Below are 18,146 nucleotides of genomic sequence, written 5' to 3'. Positions count from 1 at the left end.
ATCACATTGTCACTGCTGATTAAAGATGCCACATTGGCGCCGCCTTGACTCAGTCTAAATTTTGCTTTAGCCGCGTCTTCATCTAATACCTGAGAAACTAAGGCAAACTCTTCGCGGCTTTGTGTCCAGTTATTCGCTAAAAAATTCAAACGCGCTTTTTCAAGTAAGTGTAAGGTGTAATTTTTTTGAGCCACTTTGGGTTCAGTAACTAATGCTGCAGCAGTTTTAAAATCACCTTTTAACTGAGCAGATCTGGCATCTCTGAGTTGTTCAGCATAATCAGAAAACAAGTCTTTTAGGCCTATGCTGGTACATGCTGAAAGGCTTAACATTAAGCTGAGCAGCATCAAACGTTGGAATAAAAAGTGAGAACTCAAGAATGAAAAACCTATTAAACCCATAAAAAAATAATCTTATAATAAAGTGACTGCAGACCAGATTAGGACAGCAAACTGGCTATTTAATTCGTAGTAAGTAGATGTAATTAATAGCTTTGCTAGACGAATAAAAAAAGCCCCGACAAAATTAATTATCAGGGCTTTAAATTATTTTGATATCAACTAGTCGTCTAAGAAACTTTTTAATTGCTCAGAACGGCTTGGATGACGTAATTTACGAAGTGCTTTGGCTTCGATTTGACGAATACGTTCACGGGTTACATCAAATTGTTTGCCCACTTCTTCAAGCGTGTGGTCGGTATTCATATCGATACCGAAGCGCATTCTCAATACTTTAGCTTCACGAGCAGTCAAACCGGCCAGTACTTCTTGAGTGGCATCTTTTAAACTGCCACCTGTAGCCGAATCTAAAGGCTGCACTATTGTACTGTCTTCTATGAAATCACCTAAATGTGAATCTTCGTCATCACCAATAGGTGTTTCCATTGAAATAGGCTCTTTGGCAATTTTCAAAACCTTACGGATTTTGTCTTCAGGCATTAACATGCGTTCAGACAGCTCTTCAGGTGTTGGTTCGCGACCCATCTCTTGAAGCATCTGACGGCTGATCCGGTTAAGTTTGTTAATCGTTTCAATCATATGAACAGGAATACGAATGGTACGTGCTTGGTCTGCAATCGAACGAGTGATCGCCTGACGTATCCACCAAGTTGCATAAGTAGAAAACTTATAACCACGTCGATACTCAAATTTATCTACCGCTTTCATCAATCCAATATTACCTTCTTGGATAAGATCTAAGAATTGTAAACCACGGTTAGTGTATTTTTTCGCAATAGAGATAACTAAACGTAAGTTAGCTTCAACCATTTCTTTCTTGGCGCGACGTGCTTTCGCTTCACCAATCGACATACGACGGTTAATATCCTTGATATCAGCAATAATCAATCCGGTTTCATCTTCTACCGTATTCATTTTACTAATTGCGCGCTCAAGTTCTTCTTGGTGCTCTCTCATTTCCTCTGCATAAGGTAATGACGAGTTGAGTATTTTAAATAACCAAACAGTTGATGTTTCGTTTCCAGCAAAAGCCTTTATAAAATCTTTCTTAGGCATTTTAGCTGTGATCACACAATGTTTCATCACGATGCGTTCTTGCACGCGGATCCTGTCCATCATGCTACGCATGTTTTTAACCATACGGTCAAATTGCTTAGGTGTTAGTCTAAATTCTTTAAAAACTTCACTTAGTTCATTAATTTGAACGCGAGCTTCTTTATGTGACCGACCTTTTGCATCAATAACATCTCGAGCTTTCTCATATTGATGACGAAGCGCAGTGAATTTTTCACGTGCTAACTCAGGATCTGGACCTGTGTCTTCTTCTTCTTCGTCTTCATCGTCATCGCCATCTTCTTCTTTTAATTCTTTAGCAGATAATTCAGAACCAACGTGAGTGGCAGTAGGTGCTACATCTTGTTCGTTTGGGTCAACAAAACCAATGATAATATCACTAAGCCGAATTTCTTCAGCTTCGAACATATCCCACTGATCAAGCAAGTGCGTGATGGCTTCTGGGTATTCTGCAACAGAGCACTGGACCTGGTTGATGCCTTCTTCTATACGCTTGGCGATAACAATTTCGCCCTCACGCGTTAGAAGTTCAACTGTACCCATTTCACGCATGTACATACGTACCGGATCAGTTGTGCGGCCTATCTCGCTTTCTACTGTGGCAAGAGCTGCAGCGGCGGCTTCAGCAGCTTCATCATCAGTATCGCTTTCTTGCATCAAAAGCTCATCTTTATCAGGAGCTGTTTCGAATACTTTAATACCCATGTCGTTGATCATTCGGATGATATCTTCCATCTGATCTGAGTCGACAATATCTTGTGGAAGATGGTCGTTAACTTCCGCAAAAGTCAAATAGCCCTGTTCTTTACCTTTGGCAATAAGGAGTTTTATCTGCGACTGCTTGCTTTGCACCATATAACTTACGCTTCTCGAATTAGTTTAATATTCATCAAAACCTCTCATTAAAGAGGATTTACGCTGTGACTTGCTTAATATACCCAGTAGGAACTTATTTACTTAGGCGTTAGCGAATTAGCCAGTATAGCAGATTCGCTAGGCATTGGGCTATATGTTGTGTCATTTTTGTTCTTTTACAAGGACATATTTGTTCTTTTACATGGTTACCTTTGTTCTTTTATAAGTATATTAAGCTCTTGTTTTTCTTCATCGGTTAATTTGCTCACCCTAGATTTAGAAAACAACTCATCCATACGGCTTTGTAAATGCCAATCTAGTAGCTTAGCAAAACTATCCTCAAATACAGCTGCTTGGTTTTGCTCAGCGTATTCCCACACCATTAATTTTGCTAACTGAGCACTTTGTTGGTGGTCACGAAAATATTCTAAGACTTGCGCTGTATTCGCCGCAGGTTTGGTTAAGCAAAACTGATAAAGCTCAATTAACAACGGTATACCTGGTATATTTACTGATCCTAGCGGTGTTGGATCAGCTGCTTCACATCTTATCGCTAAACTCGGATCGTCTAATAATAATCTAATCATCATGCGCACTGGCGATATTGTGCTTTTATTGGGCGTGTTGAAATCTAATTTCTTTGGTGTTTTTCGAAGGTTGGCCTGTGCGACATCACGGTCATATTTGTGTTTATTTTGGTCACCCATGTAGTTGCTCAGGTTAGACAATAAAATTTCTCGAATATTATCACCGACTATTTGCCCAATGAGTGGCATAGCTTCTGCTTTTAACGCCGCTTTACCTTCAATACTTCCTACGTGATGGCGTTGCAATAAGTTATCAAAAAAGAACTTGGACAAAGGAACAGAATCGTTACTTAGCTTTTTTTCAAAAGCGTCTTTACCAATTTTACGCACCAAAGTGTCTGGGTCTTCGCCATCAGGTAAAAATAGGAACTTCATTTCTACTCCGTCTTTTAGATAAGGCAGAGCATTCTCTAAGGCTCGCCAAGCCGCTTCTCGACCAGCACGGTCACCATCATAACAACACACTACATCGCTGGTAGCGCGAAATAACATTTGAATGTGCTCAGGTGTGGTAGCTGTACCGAGTGATGCAACCGCATAATCAATACCAAACTGTCCAAGTGCAACAACATCCATATATCCTTCGACAATCATCACACGTGCTAAATTTCGGTGGGCTTGTTTTGCCTGATAAAAACCATACAGCTCATGACCTTTATGAAATATGCGCGTTTCAGGTGAGTTCAGATATTTAGGTCCACCATCTTCTAACACTCTGCCACCAAAACCTATAACACGACCGCGTTTATCACGAATGGGAAACATAATTCGGTCACGAAAAAAATCAAAGCGTCTCCTATTATCATTTTCGGTAATAAGTTTTAATTCAAGTAACTGCTCTTGATAGACGGGTGTTTTACCGAATGTTTTTAGAATTGAATCCCATTCGGGAGGCGCGTAACCCATGTCGAAGGCTTTGACTATTTCGCCACTCAGACCACGATTTTTCAAGTAATTAATAGCTTTGTCTTTATCAGGATGCACTTTAAGTTGTTGAGCAAAGTATTTAGTTACTTTTTCCATTAACTCATAATCGTTTTCTTTTTGTTGCTTCTGTTCAGCCGAAGGAGGGGGGGCACCGCCTTTTTCTCGTGGCACTTCTATACTGTGAAATTGCGCTAATTCTTCGACAGCTTCTGGAAACTCTAGTCGGTCAAACTCCATCAAGAATGAAATAACATTGCCATGCGCACCACAGCCAAAGCAGTGATAAAATTGTTTGTCTTGGCTAACCGTAAAAGAAGGGCTTTTTTCATCGTGAAAAGGACAACAAGCTTGATGGTTACGACCCGCTTTCTTAAGAAGAAAACGACTATTGAAAATTTCAATTATGTCTGTGCGAGCAATAATGTCATCAATGAACTCGCGGGGGATACGACCAGACATTTTACCTTCTCAATTAATAAAAATGGCTAAATATAATGCCATATAATTCAGCAAATTTAATTATAAAAACAAACAAACCGCATCAAAGTGCGGTTTGTAAAAGGCTGAACTGCTTTGTGGGTTTATTAAGAATTAAGCTTGGCTTTTATTTTACCACTTAATTGACCCATATCAGCTCGGCCTTGAACTTTAGGTTTCAGCCAAGCCATGACTTTACCCATGTCTTGCATACTTAACGCACCAGATTCCGCCATTGCTTGCACAATCAAAGCATCAAGCTCTTCTTCACTAAGCGCTTTTGGCAAAAAGTCGTGTAAAATAACGATCTCAGCTAACTCTATGTCAAGTAAATCTTGACGACCCGCGGCCTCATATTGACTTGCTGCATCTTTTCGTTGTTTTACCATCTTAATCAATATTGCAAGAATACCGTCATCATTAAGAGCAATATAATTTGGATCAGTACGTCCATCAATCTCATGTTGCTTTACGGCAGACAAAGCCATGCGAATAGTACCAAGACGAATTTTGTCTTTAGCACGCATTGCATCTTTTTGTGCATTTTTTAAATCATCTAATAAAGACATGGAATGACTCATTGAAAACGGGAAAAAGGATGTGTGATAAAACGACTTAAAGCGCGCGATTATTAATTATAAACAGCACGCTTCAGAAGAGATTTAGTACAATCTGATGCGACGTGCGTTTTCGCGAGACAACTTCTTCAAAAGACGTTTCTTAGCAGCAGCTTTTTTACGCTTACGTTCCCAAGTAGGCTTTTCGAAAAATTCGCGACGACGAACTTCAGAAAGTACACCTGCTTTTTCACATGAACGTTTAAAACGACGCAATGCAACATCAAAAGGTTCGTTTTCTCTTACTTTAACGATTGGCATTAAACTCTTACCTCAAAAATAAAAACTATATCGTGCCGGTATAATGAATAGCCAGCTCGGTTAAAAATGGTGCGGAATTGTATTCATATCCTTAATGGATGTAAAGTCTTGATGGACTAAAACCCTGATTAATTCAAACAAATGTCATATTAAATTGGAGGTTTGACTGCCAATCAGTAGAATAAGGATAGATTAAAACATTTTTGTTAGAAATTAAATATGCGTGTATTAGGTATTGAAACCTCTTGTGATGAAACCGGTGTGGCCATTTATGATGATCAACAAGGCTTGTTAGCCCATCAATTATATAGCCAAGTAAAACTTCATGCTGATTACGGAGGTGTTGTCCCCGAACTGGCATCTAGAGATCATGTTAGAAAATTAGTACCTTTGATCAAAGAATCGTTAAAAGAAGCAAATTGTAGCGCCGCAGATATAGATGGCATTGCATTTACTAAAGGTCCTGGTTTAGTTGGCGCTTTATTAGTGGGGTCATCGGTAGCGCGCAGTTTAGCCTATGCGTGGAATAAACCGTCTATTGGTGTTCATCATATGGAAGGACACTTACTTGCACCGATGCTAGATGACCCTGCTCCTGAATTTCCTTTTGTGGCACTTTTGGTCTCGGGCGGTCATTCGATGATGGTGAAAGTGGAAGGTATCGGACAATACGCAGTATTAGGTGAATCGGTAGACGATGCTGCAGGTGAAGCTTTTGATAAAACAGCTAAATTACTGGGACTTGATTATCCCGGAGGCCCATTGTTGGCCAAATTAGCTGAGAAGGGTGAGGCAGGGCACTATAAATTTCCTAGGCCCATGACCACTAAACCAGGGTTAGATTTCAGTTTTAGTGGATTAAAAACCTTTGCCGCTAATACTATTCGAGCCTCAGATGGTTCTGAGCAAACTCACGCAAACATTGCCTATGCCTTTCAAGAAGCCGTCGTTGATACCTTAGCAATTAAATGCAAACGAGCTTTGAAACACACAAACTTGAAGCGTTTGGTCATTGCCGGCGGTGTTAGCGCCAATAAACAATTACGCGAAGACCTTGCTGTTATGATGAAATCAATTAAAGGAGAGGTTTTTTATCCTAGGTTGGAATTTTGTACTGACAACGGCGCTATGATCGCTTATGCCGGTTTGCAGCGACTTAAAGCGGGTGAATTCGAGGGCTTAGCTACCAAGGCGAGACCTCGGTGGTCCTTAGAAGAGTTGGCGGCTGTTTAGGCCAATGAATATACCCTGTTAAATACCTTAACGGGGTATATTCATTTTGGATTACGCAAAAAGATATTTATGTTATTCCGACTAATTGAGTGATTGAACAAACTTAATTTTGCTTCATCGTTTGGTTAATTGAGTAACTGTCACATATCTTGTGTCATTTATTAGGCTCGACATAAAAGGGGTGGGTAAAGTTTTAACTTTCTTTTTGTCCTCGCAATTTCTGTCACTGAGCAACCAATTTTAGTCACGATTTCGCACTAATCTTAGCGGTTGTGTCAATCAATAAACGATTAGTGTTCTCTTTAATTTCGTTTTAGTGTTTATCATCGGTATTTTTACCGAATGTTTGGTCGAGTCACAAACACCATTAATGAAATGTTGCATCAGGTTAAGAAATTTTTCGGTTGTGTAATGTAAAGCCTAAGTTTGTCGCTACCTTTTAGATTTTTTCTTGTTCCATGTAGTGGGTTCCTGCTTTTGGTAGAGTCTTAAAATATTGTCTTTGTGGCGTATGATAATTAACAAACTTAATATAACCATCGGTAGTGTGTATTCTGGTTTTAATAAAAAAGTGAACACTGGTGCGAGGCTGGCTGATAGGATGGCAGCCAGAGAGGAATAATTGGTTAGCATGATTATTATGGTCCAACTCATTATCAACATGGCAGCTAAATCTAACCCTAATGGCATGATTGCGCCGAATGCAGTTGCAACCGCTTTACCACCAGAAAACTCAAAAAAGAGAGGAAACATGTGGCCTAAACAAGCTGATACTGCAACCAGTGCCAGATAAAAAGGCTCAAAATCAAAATAATAGCTAACACAAACTGGTATTGTACCTTTCAACACATCAAAAATAAGTACTAAGCTGGCTGGAAATTTTCCACCCAATCGTAATACATTGGTAGCGCCTGGGTTACCTGAGCCTAATTTTCTTGGGTCGCCAATGTAAAATAAACGACACACTAAAACAGCACTGGAAATTGAACCCAGCAAATAGGCCAAAGCAAACATTAATATTGTTAGTGCCGTCATGTCTTGTATTAAAAGAATAGGTTACAATTTATCAGGATATACCAAACACTCATAAATTGCAGCGCGGATCACCAATGGATAAAATTCATATTGAAGGGCTTGAGGTCTTCGCGTTGATTGGCGTGTATGACTGGGAGAGAGAACATCAACAACGATTACTAGTTGATGTTGAGCTTAGTGCTGACCTTTCTTTGGCAGCACTAACTGATGATGTAAACAATACACTTAATTATGCCGAGATAGCTCAGGGAATAAGTGATTTTGCTTCTAAAAGCCAATATAAGCTGATTGAAGCCTTGGCTAGCAATATAGTTGACTGGCTGTTGCAATCATTTCCAAAGCTTAAAAAAGTGCGATTAAAGTTAAGTAAGCCTGACATTCTATCAAATGCTAACAATGTCGCAGTAGAATTTACTAAGGAACAACCTTTTTGAGCATAGTCACCGAACAGTCACACATTATCTATATCAGTGTTGGTAGTAATGTGGATAAAGAAAAACACACTAAAGCTGGATTACAGGGCATGAGTCAGGCATTTGGTGAACTGACCCTTTCATCTGTTTTTGAAAGTGAATCAGTTGGATTTGAAGGCAACAACTTTTACAATCTTGTGGTTAAGGCTAACACCTCCTTATCAGTTGAACAGGTATGTGTTGTTCTTAAAAAAATAGAACAAGACAACAAACGTCAGCGAGTTGAGCAAAAGTTTGCCCCCAGAACACTTGATTTGGACTTGCTGTTATATGATCGACAAATTATAACGCAGCCCATACAGTTGCCTCGCCCAGAAATATTGTGTAACGCCTTTGTATTAAAACCCTTAGCCGAAATTGCTGCTGATGAAGTGCATCCAGTCGTCAATAAAAGTTATGCCAGTCTTTGGCAAATGTATGATAAGAGCCAACAAAAATTGTGGGTAATTAAATTTAATTGGAGTCCAACAGGGAAATGACCTTATTTGAAATTATTATTTTGGCAATTATTCAAGGATTGACTGAATTTTTACCTATATCTAGCTCTGCCCATTTAATTTTACCTTCTGAAGTATTGGGCTGGAACGATCAAGGTCTAGCTTATGATGTGGCCGTTCATGTTGGAAGTTTATTAGCGGTAATGCTCTACTTCAGAGCAGATATTTTGCGTTTAACAGGGGCTTGGTTCAGCCATGGCCTTAGTTCAAATCAGACACAAGATAGTCGTTTAGCTTGGTGGATCATTATTGGCACTATTCCTGCTGTTATACTTGGATTTGCTTTTAAAGATATTATAGAAATATACGCCCGTTCAGCCCTTGTCATCGCCATTACAACCATTGGTTTTGGTTTGTTACTTTGGTACGCCGATACCAAAGCAACGCAGCTGAAAACTGTCCATCAGATTACATGGAGAAATGCGATTTTTATTGGACTTGCACAAGCTATCGCTATTATTCCTGGTACGTCACGTTCGGGCATCACTATGACAGCCGGCTTGATGATCGGTTTAAACAGAGAAAGTGCCGCACGTTTTTCTTTTTTATTGTCTATACCGGTGATACTAGGTGCTGGGTTACTCGCCACATTAGATTTATTGCAAACCCCAAACGCTGTAGATTGGAACGCTCTTCTATTTGGCGCTGCATTTTCATTTGTTAGTGCCTATGCTTGTATTTATCTATTTTTAGCGTGGATATCTAAAATTGGTATGTTGCCATTTGTCATTTATAGATTGATTTTAGGTACCGCATTATTAATATTTATATTTATTTAGAAAGGAATAGGCCATGAGCGACACTATTTTCACCAAAATAATCAATAAAGAAATCCCAGCTGATATTCTTTATGAAGATGAATTAGCGATGGCGTTTAGTGATATTAATCCGCAGGCACCGATACATTTTTTAGTTATTCCTAAAAAACCGATCACCACAATGAATGATATTCAAGAAGAGGATAAAGCGTTAGTGGGGCATCTGCATTGGGTGGCAGCAAAATTAGCCGAAAAACATGGCTTTGCTGAAGAGGGCTACCGAGCGGTAATGAACTGCAACATAAACGGTGGACAAACAGTCTACCATATTCATTTACACGTGTTAGCAGGTAAAGCCATGGGGTGGCCGCCTTACCAAGACAAGCTTAAAACACTGTAATATATCCAACAAAAAAAGCTAAGTGCAGAACTGTTTAGGCGCTCAACACTTGGCTAATTGTTTATTGTTGTAATTAAAGCCCCAGTACCTTAATTCCTTGTTTGAAATCTATATCCACTGGTATATCTGCCGCAGTTAACTTATCGAGGTCTTGTTGTAATTGTGCTTTGATCACGCCTTTGTCTGCGACTAACTCCGCCACACCCGCATAATCGCCGTCACCTTGTAGAGTCAATATTTTATTGGATAGTGCATCAATAGCTTCCGTCATTTTTAGCATGTCGACCTGATAAAACCCGTCTTCATTTCGACTGAACGCCTTGTATTCCTGAAAAAAGTTAAACCTGATCATATTGGCCTTTCCATGAGCACTGGACGCACCAAAACGTACAGACCGAAAAATACCCGCCATAAAAGTAACGTAATAGTCTTCTAACATCCCTTCATCAATCACACCTTTAGCCAACAACTGCTGCACCATATAAAGTCCTAATATGTCGGCTTTGCCTTCTTCTAAGGCTGACGCGTATTCTTTTAGGGCTTGTCTGACTGTTTGCTCACTGTCTAATACTGTTTTGATGCCAAGACCATGAGCGACTTCATGAAACATCGTGTTAGCAAAAAAAGCATTGAAGGTGATGTGCTGGCGTTGTTCAGGCACAATCAATTGCTTAGAGATGGGCAGCAATATGTTGTCAAATTTGGCTTGCATCGCATTTTTGAGTTGTAAGCGGCGAGTGCCCTTTTTCAATTGCACTTCTTCGTCGTTAGGTAAGTTGATAGCAATAGTTTTACTACCTGCATTAGAATGACCTGCATAATAAATTACATCGTAAGCATTTAAATCAGCATTTGCACCAGGCATCTGAGCTTTGTATTTTGCTTCAACAGGTAAGCCTTGTTGTAGCTCAGGTAAAAAAGACGCATATTTACTGAGACGTTCGCTCCAAGCTAAATCCTTCAATAGAACATAAGACTCAAAAGCTGCTCGATAACCAAACAACTGATCTTCGTAAGTTTCAATAGGTCCGTAAACCAATTCGATAGGATTGGTTTTCATATCCATCCATGCATAGTCAGAAGCTTGGTAATTGTCCGTTAACAACGCTTCTGCGCGTAAGTTGAGATAAGCCGCAAAACTTGGATCCTGTGCTAAGCTAGCTGCCTTTAATAATAGCTGTGATGCCATTGCTAATTCTTCAGCAAAATAAGTTGAATATGGGATCGCTACTAATTGCCCGTTTTTATCTCTACGTACCATAGAGTACAAACCATTCTTATCTTCAAAGTTATTGGCTTCAAATTCTGCTTTGGTCATATCAGCAGGATAAAATTGCGCGCCTAATAACTTTTCATTTGTATCCGATAAAAAAGCCTGGTCACCATTCAATCTGTCCCAGGGTCCATAGTTGATAGCTGCAAAATTTTGTACTTGTGAGTCGATAATTTGAGATAAGAAAGTAGTTTTATCTTGACCCAATGCTTGTTGCCAGAATAAGTCATCCATGATTTCAGATGCCTCAATCAAAACTGCTAACATTTGCTTTTGTTCTAGACTTAAATGGCTAATGTCTGCAGACAAGGTCACCGGGTAATAAATATTGAGTCGGTTTTTGTTTTCTCCAATAAAAGATAGTCCAACGCTTTTATCAGTGGATATGTCTTCGATTGGTTGAATCTGAGTAGGTTCACTTTTTGGTTTATTACACGATGAAACCAGCGTCACACAAATAGCTAACGCTATTATTGATGTGTATGATTTTGAAAGGATTTTCATTACGTCACCTTATTTTATTGATGTATCGGGGTATTTATCTTAATTCGTAAGAAATATAACAAATTTTTAGCTTTTATGCGTTTATCGCCTCTAGATGTCATTTAAATATATGCTAGGATTTAGTCACCAATGCCTTAAATCATTTTAAAATTAAGACACTGTAAACAATCAACGAAGTAACATTTTATTATTAACAATGTTACTGACAGCCTCGGGTAAGATAAAGATAAAACTATTTGTATAGAATGAACCTATGGTTCGAATTACTTTGACAGGATACAGTTAAAAAATGGCTACAGAAAACGCACTGCTTACTATATTGGTAGAAAAAATTAATAACGATACTTTGGTTCTACCAACATTACCTGCAATTGCATTAAAGGTAAGGACAGCAGCTGATGATCCAAATATCAACTTAAACACCATGGCCGAAGTGGTTAGCCAAGATCCATCTTTAAGCGCCCGCATGATAAAAATTTCCAATAGTGCTTACTTAGGTAGGTCGGTTAAAGTGATCTCGACCCAGCAAGCAATAACACGTATTGGTCTACGTCAAATGAAAAACATCGTGACAGCATTGGCAATGGAACAATTGTTTGTATCCAAAAATGACGTGGTTAAACAATACATGAGCCAAATATGGTCCGATACCATCGAAATTGTGGCTAACTCTTTAGCTGTGATGCAAATTTATGTAAAAGAAACTAAGAAACGTACTCTGAATCTCGAATCGATAATGCTAGCCGCCTTGGTACATAATATTGGTGCGTTACCCATACTTACTGAAGCCGAACGTCATGCAAATGTGTTTGCTAACCCGAATTTTTTAGATTTATCCATTGAAAAGATGTCTGGGAAACTGGGGGCGAGTATTTTGACAGAATGGGGTTTTGAGCCAGAATTTGTAAACGTCGCCTTTAACTGGAAAAGCTTTCCTGTGAGTTCTGAAGCGGTTTCTTATTTAGATATAGTCAGATTAGGTGCTGCTTTATGTGGGAAATTTGAAAGCCATAAAGACCAAATTTTTAACGAAGCAGTAGAAAAAGGAATAATTTCAGATATGTCTGAGCTACAAGACGATGAATTCTGTGAGCTGCGCGAGAGTGCCAAACAAATGTTTCAATAAATTTAGGTTCTTATTGTTGAAGGATGCTAGGTTTAACCAGCATCTTTTTATCAACACGTTCAGGTATTAACTCACTTTTTCGTCGTCTAGATTAAATATTTCTTTCAGCCGTTTAGCGAAGCGAACAATCTCTCCAGACATAAGTGCAAAATTTGCGTCTAATCTGGCTAAAATTTGATCTTTAGGTATATCATCATTCTGTTCTCTTATCACATCGGTAAACTTTAAGCGTTTGATGCTTAAATCTTCCTGAATAATTGCCGTCAGTGTTTCATTCCATTCAACAGCAATCTTTTGGACTGACTTTCCTGCTTCTAAATGATGAGTGATTTCTTCACTATATAAATCTTGGTTTTTGCAGCGAATAATAGCGCCGTCTTCTTCCAGTGCTTGTAGTTCCGCTTCTTCTAATATGCTGATATCTGTTGGCGCAGCGTCATCTTTTAACCATGAGGTTAAATCTGCTTGCACAGAATGTCTCGCTAAAGGCACAACAGGTAATGAACCAATTGCTTTACGCAACATAGCCAAGAACGCTTCAGCTTTACCGTCTGCAGAAGAGTCCACTACTACTAAATTATCTTGGGTAGAGACAAAACCATGTGTGTAACTATTTTTGGTGAAGGCTTGTGGCAACAACCGATGGATAATTTCTTGTTTCATATCCTGCTGAGCTTTTTTGCCTACAGGAGAACCAGTCTCGGCTTCGATTAGTGCTACTTTGTCTGCAAGTTCGGCATTTACGACTACTGCAGGTAAAATACGTTCTTGTTTCTTTAACGTTAACCAAATCCTACCCGCTGTAGCGTGGATGAGAGTCTCGCCCTGGTTAAAAGGAGAAGCCCAACCCATAGTTGCTAATTCTTGACTACCGCAAGGACGAAATTTGAACTCAGTAAGTTTGTCTTCAAAGTCTTGTTCTTTGAAATCCATGTCTTGGGTAATTGCGTAAAGCTTAAGGTTTTTAAACCACATAAAAATAATCCGTTAATAGTTTTGGGCTGTGTATCTTTCATATTGAACATATTTTTTAATATGAAGCGTTTCTGGCGCTTTGATTACAAAAAACATACAAGCCATCTGCGCTGAGTTGCGCTATTAAAAATGGGCGTTGAGACTATCAGGAATTAACTTAATCTGCCATGCGTAAAGCTCAGAATATGTGGAAAGGTGAGAGATTATTTCTCACAAATTAGTTGCTTAAACGGGGATGGTAATAATGTATTGTAGGCCATGATCCAGTTCGCTAAATGCTTCTATTTTGCCACCTAAAGTTTGGGTCACTAAATTATACATTATATGTGTGCCTAAGCCGCTTCCACCTTTTCCTCTTCGGGTAGTAAAAAAAGCGTCGAAATGCCGCTTCAGAGTTTCTTCGTCAAGACCTCGCCCATCGTCAGAGTAGTTGATAACAAGGTTGTGTTCTTGTTCTGAAATAACAAGTTTGATAGCTCCTTTAGTTCTTCCCTCAAAGCCGTGTATCAGTGAGTTCATGATCATATTAGTTAAGATTTGCGCCAACACGCCAGGTGCGCAGTTAATTGATAAATTGTCGGGGCAATGAATATCGATAGTATGCTGAGTCTTTTTAAAATTAGGCGCCAAAGATTGTACAACTTCAGTTAAATACTCACTAACGTTGACTTCTCTTTCTGCTTCACTTGTTTGGTCGACTGCGACTTGTTTAAAACTTGAAATAAGTTCAGAGGCACGGTTTAAATTGTTTGTTAGTAAGGTGATGGTTTGCTCGGCCTCAGAAAAAAACGAAGTCATGGTATTGCCTGTTAGCTTTTTTTCATCGTAGGCGCATTGAAGTTTTTTAAGTCTGTCTTGCAAAAAACTAGTGGCTGTTACACTCACACCTAAAGGAGTATTCACGTCATGAGCGATCCCCGCAACTAACCCACCTAATGAAGCCATCTTTTCTGATTCAACTAATTGGTCTTTAGCCATCTGAATTGTTTCCATCGATGTGGCTAGTTCAGAGTTTCGTTTACGCAGTTCATCTTCAATAAATTGGCGGTTTTCATTCTCTTGACGTAATTCGCGTTGATTAATCAACAACTCATCTTTTTGTTGCTCTAGATCCAACATGATCCTACTAAGCGTGGCCGTTTTTTTCGCCACTTCTTCTTCTAACGAGATATTCTGATCATCTAACATCAGGTTAGCCTGTTGCAACTCACTTTGAGTACCTGCAAGTCTAGTTTGAAACTCAATCATCTCATCAATTAATTTATTGTAGGACGTCTCCAGTAGCTTTAACTCATTGTCATCCTGAATCTTCAAATCAAGCTTTGAAGATTCAGGGTCGTCCAAGTTGAGCTCGGTAATCTGTTGGGACAGTTCATTTAGGGGATCAGTCAGCATGCTGCGAAAGGCACTCATAAACAAAAATACTAAAAACGCGGTTTTGATTATTGCATTACCAACAAGGAAGAATATTCCAACTTCTATTCTGCCAAAGATAACTGAGGAACTCGAGTATAAAGTCACGTCACCTACTATCGAGGTTCTGCCAGAGAATTCAAAAATTAATGGGAAACTATAACCAAATGTACCGGCTGAGTGATTTTTTATTACGCCTTTGGTGATGGACTCACCGAATAATTTGGACGTTCGTCCTAAATCAGCAATGAAATTACTATTTTCATCTCGGATTTGCACGCCTTCAACAATCGGCAATTCCATCAAACCAACCGCAATAGACTTTGCTTGAGGCGTATTAAGCTCCCATATGGCACGTGTTAAGCTGGTACTAAACGTGTTTTTTAAGGTTTTAAGCTCACCTTCTATATGACTTTTAGCATTCAAATATTCGGTAAAAATTTGACCTGCGGTCACAATTAAAGTCAGCACAAAATAAACTGACAGCACTCTAGCAAGGAGTTTTCTGGATAAACCTTGTTTAACACTCGACATGTAGACCCGCAATTACTTAAATGTTACTGACATGTACAGAATATGCGGAATAAAAAAATTAAACAAGATGTCTCAGTAACATTGTGTTTTGAAGCATAGTTGTATCAGGGCAATAAAGCTTATGATCTCTCAAAAGAACCTCTTCGTAATATAAATGTGGCCTAAAGTGCTGTTCGTAATAAAAATGTCACACAAAATCTGAATAATCGTGTAAGTAGTTCGTGTATCAAGGAATTTGAAAATGGCAAAACGTATTTTATTGGTGGAAGATGAAGCTCCCATCCGAGACATGTTGAAATTTGTGCTTGAACAATCAGGATATGAAACTATAGAGGCTGAAGATTATCATATAGCCCTAGAAAAAATAGTTGAGCCTTTCCCAGATTTGATTTTACTAGACTGGATGCTACCAGGTGGTACGGGTGTGCAACTTGCAAAAAAGCTTAAGCAACACGAATATGCTAGAGATATTCCTATTATCATGCTTACTGCCAGAGGCGAGGAAGAAGATAAAATCAGAGGGTTGGAAGCGGGTGCCGATGATTATGTAACTAAACCTTTCTCGCCTAAGGAGTTAGTGGCAAGAGTGAAAGCGGTAATCAGACGGGTATCACCCACATCCAGCGAGGATGCGATTGATTATCAAGGTTTAAAACTTGATCCGTTGTCTCATCGTGTGACATCTAATGAAACACCTATCGATATGGGTCCAACTGAATTCAAACTTTTACATTTTTTTATGACACATACTGAGCGGGTATACAGTCGTGAACAATTGTTGGACAATGTTTGGGGCACTAACGTTTATGTAGAAGACAGAACGGTAGACGTGCATATCAGAAGATTGCGTAAAGTATTGTCTGAGTTTTCACATGATATAATGATCCAAACAGTGCGTGGCGCTGGTTACCGTTTTTCAAGTAAAGTGTAACGACTGAAGTTGTCTATGTATCTTTGAGACATTCTTCGTTCCTTTTCACAAATATGAGTGTTTCTTATTAGATTAAAAGAGGAATTTAGTCCCAAGATGTATCATCCTTTCGCTTGGCTGACAAGCATAGCAAGAGTCATTGCTTTTATGACATGTTGCGCTTTGCTTGGTTTATATATTAATTATTTAGCCTTCACTTTGTTATTCGGCACTGTAGGCCTGCTCAGCCTTCATTATTGGCGGCTCTATAGGCTTAACTATTGGTTATGGCACAGTAAAAAAATATCCCCTCCAACCTCTCGCGGCATCTGGTCACATGTTTATCAAGGCATTTACGGTGCTAATTTAAGAAATCGCAATAAACGTAAAACTCTTGGCGAAATAATTAAACGTTTCCGACAAGGATCAGAAGCCCTTCCCGACGCTGCTCTTATAATAAATGACTGTGCTGAGATTACATGGTGTAACCGATTAGCAAGAATTGAATTGGGTTTGCAATGGCCTGAAGACTTGGGACAAAAAGTGTATGACTGCATCGATAATGAGGAATTTACAACGTTTTATCATAGCAATCGCTACGAACGACCTATAGAAATCGTCTCACCTATTAATTCCAATAAAGTACTAGAGTTTAGGCTCGTGCCTTACGAAGATGTTCAATTTATGGTGCTTATTCGTGATGTAACACGTTTGACTCAAATTGAGAAAATGCGTAAAGATTTTGTAGCTAACGTGTCTCATGAGTTGAAAACACCTTTAACAGTGATCAATGGCTATTTGGAAATGATACCAGAAAATGGTGATATGTCTGAGCCAATGATGAAAAAAGCTATTTCTGAAATGCGCTCGCAGTCAATGCGAATGCAAAGTTTAGTTGAAGAATTATTAGTGTTGTCACGTATCGAAGCTAGCACTGAAAGAGTATTTGAAAAAATAATTAATGTGCCTCAACTGTTATGGCAAATTCAAGCAGAATCAGAGGCACTTAATCGAAATAGATTACATAAAATATTTTTTGATATATCACCTGATTTATACGTTTATGGTATCGAATCTGAATTACGCAGTGCGTTTTCTAATATGATTTTCAACGCCATTCATTACACACCTAACAAAGGTGTTATTGAGGTAAGGTGGTCTTTGCAGGCTGGTCAAGCTGTGTTTGTTGTTAAGGATAATGGCGATGGCATTGCAGCAGAGCATATCGGTCGACTGACCGAACGTTTCTATCGTGTAGACAAAGCACGCTCGCGGACAACGGGCGGCTCTGGTCTAGGATTGTCTATTGTTAAACATGTTTTATCTCATCATAACTCTCATTTGGTCATTAGAAGTACAGTGGGTAAAGGTTCAGCGTTTTCTTGCCGATTTTCTGCCGAACTAACATGTCTAATGGATCAAAAAACCAGAAATAACTACTCACTTTAATCTACTGCTAACACATCAAAATCCTACCCAAAACTATTTTGCTATCATTAGGGTGTTCAGCTAGCACCTTGCGACTTTAGTTTGTGTCCACTTGGCTTGCCAACAACGTCGTTATTTAAGTGAAAAAATTAAGGTATGATTACTAAATGGTGAATTTCTAGATGATATAAAATATAAAAATTTAAAAATTATTGAGTATGAGAATAGTCAGCTGTGGCTTTTCAGTTGTTGTGATGACCTTGGTTATGATTTATCAAAAAACTGAGTAGGTCTTTACACCGCTGTCACTTTGTACGATAAAGATAAAATC

General features: G+C 38.9%; 16 protein-coding genes and 1 pseudogene. 8 read left to right on the top strand and 9 right to left on the bottom strand.

What is annotated here, in order from left to right; translation table 11 throughout:
* The 5 genes and pseudogenes from QZ562_RS12560 to rpsU form a co-directional block, all read right to left on the bottom strand.
* A pseudogene (locus QZ562_RS12560) lies at window positions 1-401 on the bottom strand (hypothetical protein); the annotation flags it as partial.
* A 159-nt stretch (window positions 402-560) separates the two neighbouring features.
* Window positions 561-2,387, bottom strand: coding sequence for an RNA polymerase sigma factor RpoD (gene rpoD, locus QZ562_RS12555; RefSeq protein WP_293760491.1), 1,827 nt, complete (start codon window positions 2,385-2,387; stop codon window positions 561-563).
* A 206-nt stretch (window positions 2,388-2,593) separates the two neighbouring features.
* On the bottom strand, window positions 2,594-4,360 hold the full coding sequence (gene dnaG, locus QZ562_RS12550; protein ID WP_293760488.1) for a DNA primase: 1,767 nt from the start codon (window positions 4,358-4,360) through the stop codon (window positions 2,594-2,596).
* A 125-nt stretch (window positions 4,361-4,485) separates the two neighbouring features.
* Window positions 4,486-4,947 (bottom strand): GatB/YqeY domain-containing protein, encoded by a 462-nt coding sequence (locus QZ562_RS12545; RefSeq protein WP_293760485.1) that lies wholly within the window; start codon window positions 4,945-4,947, stop codon window positions 4,486-4,488.
* Window positions 4,948-5,040: 93 nt separating this feature from the next.
* Entirely contained in the window at window positions 5,041-5,256 is a 216-nt protein-coding gene (rpsU, locus tag QZ562_RS12540) for a 30S ribosomal protein S21 (RefSeq protein ID WP_006991319.1), read from the bottom strand.
* 219 nt (window positions 5,257-5,475) lie between these two features.
* On the opposite strand from rpsU, the gene tsaD reads away from it, so the two are divergent.
* Window positions 5,476-6,489 carry a tRNA (adenosine(37)-N6)-threonylcarbamoyltransferase complex transferase subunit TsaD gene (gene tsaD, locus QZ562_RS12535; RefSeq protein WP_293760481.1) on the top strand — a complete coding sequence of 338 codons (1,014 nt, stop codon included), beginning with the start codon at window positions 5,476-5,478 and terminating at the stop codon, window positions 6,487-6,489.
* A gap of 432 nt (window positions 6,490-6,921) precedes the next feature.
* Here tsaD and plsY read toward each other — a convergent pair whose 3' ends face one another.
* Window positions 6,922-7,524, bottom strand: coding sequence for a glycerol-3-phosphate 1-O-acyltransferase PlsY (gene plsY / locus QZ562_RS12530; RefSeq protein ID WP_293760478.1), 603 nt, complete (start codon window positions 7,522-7,524; stop codon window positions 6,922-6,924).
* Window positions 7,525-7,598: 74 nt separating this feature from the next.
* Here plsY and folB point away from each other — a divergent pair, with 74 nt between their 5' ends.
* Genes folB through QZ562_RS12510 form a run of 4 tightly spaced genes read left to right on the top strand, consistent with a single transcriptional unit; the run spans window position 7,599 to window position 9,652 of the window.
* Entirely contained in the window at window positions 7,599-7,958 is a 360-nt protein-coding gene (gene folB / locus QZ562_RS12525; protein ID WP_293760475.1) for a dihydroneopterin aldolase, read from the top strand.
* Window positions 7,955-8,476: a 2-amino-4-hydroxy-6-hydroxymethyldihydropteridine diphosphokinase gene (folK, locus tag QZ562_RS12520; RefSeq protein ID WP_293760472.1), complete on the top strand. Its 522-nt coding sequence runs from the start codon at window positions 7,955-7,957 to the stop codon at window positions 8,474-8,476. Before folB ends, folK begins: the two co-directional genes overlap by 4 nt.
* Entirely contained in the window at window positions 8,473-9,273 is an 801-nt protein-coding gene (locus QZ562_RS12515) for an undecaprenyl-diphosphate phosphatase (protein ID WP_293760470.1), read from the top strand. Before folK ends, QZ562_RS12515 begins: the two co-directional genes overlap by 4 nt.
* A 13-nt stretch (window positions 9,274-9,286) precedes the next feature.
* Window positions 9,287-9,652, top strand: coding sequence for a histidine triad nucleotide-binding protein (locus QZ562_RS12510; RefSeq protein ID WP_293760467.1), 366 nt, complete (start codon window positions 9,287-9,289; stop codon window positions 9,650-9,652).
* A gap of 73 nt (window positions 9,653-9,725) precedes the next feature.
* Here QZ562_RS12510 and QZ562_RS12505 read toward each other — a convergent pair whose 3' ends face one another.
* Complete coding sequence (locus QZ562_RS12505; RefSeq protein ID WP_293760465.1) at window positions 9,726-11,429, bottom strand: Zn-dependent hydrolase; 1,704 nt, start codon at window positions 11,427-11,429, stop codon at window positions 9,726-9,728.
* Window positions 11,430-11,718: 289 nt separating this feature from the next.
* On the opposite strand from QZ562_RS12505, the gene QZ562_RS12500 reads away from it, so the two are divergent.
* Complete coding sequence (locus tag QZ562_RS12500) at window positions 11,719-12,555, top strand: HDOD domain-containing protein (protein ID WP_293760463.1); 837 nt, start codon at window positions 11,719-11,721, stop codon at window positions 12,553-12,555.
* 66 nt (window positions 12,556-12,621) lie between these two features.
* Here the strand turns inward: QZ562_RS12500 and rdgC are convergent, their stop codons facing one another.
* Together rdgC and QZ562_RS12490 are read right to left on the bottom strand one after the other, a co-directional pair.
* Complete coding sequence (gene rdgC / locus QZ562_RS12495; RefSeq protein WP_293760461.1) at window positions 12,622-13,530, bottom strand: recombination-associated protein RdgC; 909 nt, start codon at window positions 13,528-13,530, stop codon at window positions 12,622-12,624.
* A gap of 225 nt (window positions 13,531-13,755) precedes the next feature.
* Entirely contained in the window at window positions 13,756-15,477 is a 1,722-nt protein-coding gene (locus tag QZ562_RS12490) for an ATP-binding protein (protein ID WP_293760459.1), read from the bottom strand.
* A gap of 241 nt (window positions 15,478-15,718) precedes the next feature.
* Between QZ562_RS12490 and phoB the strand changes: the two genes are divergently transcribed.
* Together phoB and phoR are read left to right on the top strand one after the other, a co-directional pair.
* Window positions 15,719-16,408 carry a phosphate regulon transcriptional regulator PhoB gene (gene phoB, locus QZ562_RS12485; RefSeq protein WP_293760457.1) on the top strand — a complete coding sequence of 230 codons (690 nt, stop codon included), beginning with the start codon at window positions 15,719-15,721 and terminating at the stop codon, window positions 16,406-16,408.
* A 96-nt stretch (window positions 16,409-16,504) separates the two neighbouring features.
* Entirely contained in the window at window positions 16,505-17,836 is a 1,332-nt protein-coding gene (gene phoR, locus QZ562_RS12480; RefSeq protein ID WP_293760455.1) for a phosphate regulon sensor histidine kinase PhoR, read from the top strand.
* The last annotated feature ends 310 nt before the right edge of the window (window positions 17,837-18,146 follow it).

The organism is uncultured Paraglaciecola sp., assembly GCF_913058035.1.
In the GTDB taxonomy this organism is placed as follows: domain Bacteria; phylum Pseudomonadota; class Gammaproteobacteria; order Enterobacterales; family Alteromonadaceae; genus Paraglaciecola.
Note: the sequence above shows the minus strand (reverse complement) of the source record. Positions and strands in the feature narration are given on the sequence as shown.

Coding starts and splice junctions, on each gene's coding strand:
- plsY (WP_293760478.1), bottom strand. CDS start 7,524: ATGACGGCACTAACAATATTAATGTTTGCTTTGGCCTATTTGCTGGGT.
- QZ562_RS12505 (WP_293760465.1), bottom strand. CDS start 11,429: ATGAAAATCCTTTCAAAATCATACACATCAATAATAGCGTTAGCTATT.
- QZ562_RS12510 (WP_293760467.1), top strand. CDS start 9,287: ATGAGCGACACTATTTTCACCAAAATAATCAATAAAGAAATCCCAGCT.
- phoB (WP_293760457.1), top strand. CDS start 15,719: ATGGCAAAACGTATTTTATTGGTGGAAGATGAAGCTCCCATCCGAGAC.
- rpoD (WP_293760491.1), bottom strand. CDS start 2,387: ATGGTGCAAAGCAAGCAGTCGCAGATAAAACTCCTTATTGCCAAAGGT.
- rdgC (WP_293760461.1), bottom strand. CDS start 13,530: ATGTGGTTTAAAAACCTTAAGCTTTACGCAATTACCCAAGACATGGAT.
- rpsU (WP_006991319.1), bottom strand. CDS start 5,256: ATGCCAATCGTTAAAGTAAGAGAAAACGAACCTTTTGATGTTGCATTG.
- phoR (WP_293760455.1), top strand. CDS start 16,505: ATGTATCATCCTTTCGCTTGGCTGACAAGCATAGCAAGAGTCATTGCT.
- QZ562_RS12545 (WP_293760485.1), bottom strand. CDS start 4,947: ATGTCTTTATTAGATGATTTAAAAAATGCACAAAAAGATGCAATGCGT.
- QZ562_RS12490 (WP_293760459.1), bottom strand. CDS start 15,477: ATGTCGAGTGTTAAACAAGGTTTATCCAGAAAACTCCTTGCTAGAGTG.
- tsaD (WP_293760481.1), top strand. CDS start 5,476: ATGCGTGTATTAGGTATTGAAACCTCTTGTGATGAAACCGGTGTGGCC.
- QZ562_RS12500 (WP_293760463.1), top strand. CDS start 11,719: ATGGCTACAGAAAACGCACTGCTTACTATATTGGTAGAAAAAATTAAT.
- dnaG (WP_293760488.1), bottom strand. CDS start 4,360: ATGTCTGGTCGTATCCCCCGCGAGTTCATTGATGACATTATTGCTCGC.
- QZ562_RS12515 (WP_293760470.1), top strand. CDS start 8,473: ATGACCTTATTTGAAATTATTATTTTGGCAATTATTCAAGGATTGACT.
- folB (WP_293760475.1), top strand. CDS start 7,599: ATGGATAAAATTCATATTGAAGGGCTTGAGGTCTTCGCGTTGATTGGC.